5 protein-coding genes are annotated in these 2,917 nt (G+C 73.0%); 1 reads left to right on the forward strand and 4 read right to left on the reverse strand.

Annotation, left to right across the window (positions count from 1 at the left end; all coding sequences use genetic code 11):
• Positions 1–480: HAD-IC family P-type ATPase (locus tag G6028_RS08265; RefSeq protein ID WP_182658595.1), on the forward strand; the 480-nt coding region annotated here is incomplete at its 5' end.
• A gap of 200 nt (positions 481–680) precedes the next feature.
• Here the strand turns inward: G6028_RS08265 and G6028_RS08270 are convergent.
• From G6028_RS08270 to G6028_RS08285, 4 genes are all read right to left on the reverse strand, one after another.
• Positions 681–1,205 carry a hypothetical protein gene (locus tag G6028_RS08270; protein WP_182658596.1) on the reverse strand — a complete coding sequence of 175 codons (525 nt, stop codon included), beginning with the start codon at positions 1,203–1,205 and terminating at the stop codon, positions 681–683.
• Positions 1,196–1,774 carry an RNA polymerase sigma factor gene (locus G6028_RS08275; RefSeq protein WP_179523289.1) on the reverse strand — a complete coding sequence of 193 codons (579 nt, stop codon included), beginning with the start codon at positions 1,772–1,774 and terminating at the stop codon, positions 1,196–1,198. Before G6028_RS08275 ends, G6028_RS08270 begins: the two co-directional genes overlap by 10 nt.
• Positions 1,771–2,415, reverse strand: a complete 645-nt coding sequence (locus tag G6028_RS08280) for a hypothetical protein (RefSeq protein ID WP_182658597.1) — start codon at positions 2,413–2,415, stop codon at positions 1,771–1,773. Before G6028_RS08280 ends, G6028_RS08275 begins: the two co-directional genes overlap by 4 nt.
• 14 nt (positions 2,416–2,429) lie before the next feature.
• Positions 2,430–2,917: DUF6286 domain-containing protein (locus tag G6028_RS08285; protein ID WP_182658598.1), on the reverse strand; the 488-nt coding region annotated here is incomplete at its 5' end.

Genomic DNA, 2,917 nt, shown 5'->3' on the forward strand with positions numbered 1-2,917 from the left:
ATCGTCACCCGGCTCCGCGCGGAGAGGGCGACGGCGATGGTCGGCGACGGCGTCAACGACGCCCCCGCCCTGGCGACCGCGGACCTGGGGATCGCGATGGGGGCGATGGGCAACGACGTCGCGATCGAGACGGCCGACGTGGCCCTCCTCGGCGAGGACCTGCGGCACCTGCCCCGGGCGCTGCAGCACGCCCGCCGCTCCCGCCGGATCATGCTGCAGAACATCGGGCTCTCGCTGGCGATCATCATCGGGCTGGTGCCGTTGGCGCTGGCCGGCGTCCTGGGGCTGGCCGCGGTCGTGCTGGTGCACGAGCTCGCGGAGATCCTGGTGATCGCCAACGGTGTGCGCGCCGGACGCACGCGCCGCGGGCTCAGCCCCGGTGGAGCGACTGCACCCGCACCTCGAGTTCGGTACCGACCGGCACCGAGGCGCCCAGGGCGTCCCGCAGGACCGACTGGATCTCCCGCACGCTCTGCCTGACCGGTCGGGAGGGGTCCAGGCTCACCTCGACGGTGACCCTGTTGCCGTCGCGGTCGACGTGGAGACCGAAGTGACTCAGGACGGGGCCGGCCCGCCGTATGCGGGCATCGAGCGCCCGCAGTGAGGTGCCGATGCCGGGTTCTATCCCGTTGACCCCGGGGACGGCGACCACCAGGTCGATCAACTCCGCTGCCGTCGGCTCAGTTCTCATGAAGATCCTCGATGTGGACGTCGACCGCCAGGTCGACGAGGTCGAATTCGCGGGCGCACGCACCACGCACCGCCTGTCGGACCGCGTCCGCCAGGGCGGGCAGATCCGGGGTCGACGCCGCGAACGAGACGCGGCACGCGATGCGGCGGGGCAGACCGCGGGTACCCCAGCCCTCGACCGGATCGTGGTCGACGGTGGTCCGCAGACTCAGCACCCCCGGGACGCCGTCGACGGTGTCGCGGATCAGTGTCCGCAGGGCGAGTTCGGTCAGCGAGTAGGGGCCGATGTCGGTGGGAGGCATCTGCACCCGCGCGCCGTGTCGGGCATCCGCGCGGACGGCCTCCGCCAGTGCCGACCTCGCCCGACCGGACATCTGCACGGAGTCGTCGCCCCGGCTCTCGAGCTCGTCCCAGTCGCGGTGCAGGGCGCGGATCTGGTCGAGGTAGTGCCGGGTGGCCTCGGCGTCGTCGGGTCCACCGGGTCCGGAGGATCCGTCCATGGTGTTCACCGCCATTCCTTCATATATTCGATCACGTGCGTGCGGGCACGCGCGAGGCGGCCCCGCGCGGTGGACTCGGTGATGTCGAGCGCGGACGCGACCTCCCGATAGGACATGCCGTCGATCTCGCGCAGTGTCCAGCAGGACCGCAGATCCGGGTCCATCGTCCCGAGCACCCGGGCCAGGGCCTGCATCTGCGCGTTGACCACGGTGGTCTGCGCGGGGTCGGACCGGGGGCCCTCGTCGCGGTGGACGTTCAGGAGCTCGGGCGGCTGGGCGTCGGTGGAGCGGCGGGCCCGGCGGCGGGCGATGTCGGTCGCCCGACGCGAGCAGATCTGGGACAGCCAGCTCCGCACCGCATCCGGGTCGTCCAGGAGATGCAGCCGCTTCCACGCGGTGAGCAGCGACTCCTGGACCACGTCCTCGCTGTCCTGCCGGTCCCCCAACACCAGGTAGGCGATGCGGAACAGGCGACCCTGGTGGCGGTCGATCAACACGTCGAAGGCCTCGGGGTCACCGTCCTGTGCGCGCAGCACCAGGGTGCGGTCGGGGTACTCCCCCGGCGGGGAGGGCGCGGGGGTCATGCCGCCTCGGAGACCAGTTCCCCGCCCGCACCGTGATGGCGCACGGCCACGCGGTCGGATCGGGAGGTCCGCGGGGTGTGCACGCGGACCAGCAGGTCGACCGACCGAGGGCTGGTGCCGAGGGCGGTCTCCGGATCCGCGGCAAGCACCCGGCGGGCCTCCTCGACAGCCCATTCCACCTGCGCCTCCTCGGCGATCGTCACCTCGGCCAGGATCCGCAGGGAGGTCGTGGAGCCGGAGACCCGCACGGACGCCTCCTCGACGCCGGGGACGCCCTCCACCCGCTCGGCGAGCGCACGTTCCAGCACCTGGGGTTCCAGGGTGGCCAGGACGGTGCCGTCGTCGTCGTGCAGACGCAGAGAGGTGTGCGCCGGTGCGGTGGGGATCTGCGCGAGCAGCAGACCCAGCCCGGCGAGCACGGCGAGGACGGAGGCGGCGGTGGCGGCCGGCAGTGCCCACCCACGGTGCTCCTGCACCAGCGTCGACACCGTCGAGTCGGCCGGCACCGTCAGGCCGGCGAGCGGCGAGCCCGCGGGGATGAGGGCGAAGGACACCGCGACCAGCCACGCCGCGACGGCCAGGGTCAGCAGACCCGCCACCGTCAACGCGACGCGGTTTCGGGTTCCGGACAGGCTACGCATGATGTGTCGTCCTCTCAGCTTCTGCGGTGGGTGCGCACGCGGGGTCGTGACGGGCCGGCCGGGCGCAGTTCGGCCAGCGCCCGTTCCACGGCGTCCTTCGCTCCCCTGGTCACCGGGGCGGGGTCGTCGACCACGGTCGCCACGGCCACGTCGATCCGGCGCCGGCGGACGGCCACGCTCGTACTGTGCACGCCGTCGACGTTCTCGGTCCGCCGTTGGATGCGGCGGGCCAGGTCACGGCGGGAAATGGCGGTCTCGCCCGGGACGTCGTCCTCGAGGACCAGGACGCGCGACGGGCGTCCCGGCACGAGGGCGGCCAGCAGCAGAGCGAGCCCCACCACAGCCAGGACGACGGCGGCGATGCGCATCTCCGTCGATCCGATGCCGGTGCCCGAGATCGAGTCCACCGTGGCGGACGCCGCCGAGGGCCAGGTGCCGTCGACCAGGTAGGTCCCCAGCAGCCAGCTCCCCAGGCCGCCCGCGACCAGGAGCGCTGCGGCGA

It is taken from the genome of Dietzia cercidiphylli (assembly GCF_014145145.1).
Classification (GTDB): Bacteria; Actinomycetota; Actinomycetes; order Mycobacteriales; family Mycobacteriaceae; genus Dietzia; species Dietzia natronolimnaea.